The organism is Priestia sp. SIMBA_032 (genome assembly GCF_046535215.1).
GTDB lineage: Bacteria > Bacillota > Bacilli > Bacillales > Bacillaceae_H > Priestia > Priestia aryabhattai.
In genome coordinates this window covers 1-269 of record NZ_JAWRXD010000723.1, presented here as the reverse complement: position 1 = coordinate 269, position 269 = coordinate 1, and the positions used below count along the sequence as shown (strand labels likewise).

Below are 269 nucleotides of genomic sequence, written 5' to 3'. Positions count from 1 at the left end.
CTGTCGGAGGGCCTGATGCCCTGACAACGGTGTCATCGGCCATGATGACATACCCGGGAACATTTCGCTACACTCGTTCACACGGCGGAGATGGGGCGTAATGACATCGTTATCGGGCGTTGGACCAAGCGCGGCCCGGCGAGTGACGATCCGCGACGTCGCCCGCGAGGCGGGCGTCGGTATCAAGACCGTGTCCCGCGTCATCAACAACGAACCCAATGTGGCGCCGGCCACGGGGGAGCGCGTACGTGCCGTCATCGCACAGTTGC

1 protein-coding gene is annotated in these 269 nt (G+C 63.9%); it reads left to right on the top strand.

The window, feature by feature from the left end:
• Positions 1-100: 100 nt before the first annotated feature.
• Positions 101-269, top strand: a 169-nt coding sequence (locus SB717_RS36185) for a LacI family DNA-binding transcriptional regulator (RefSeq protein ID WP_410907830.1), incomplete at its 3' end; no start/stop codon positions are given.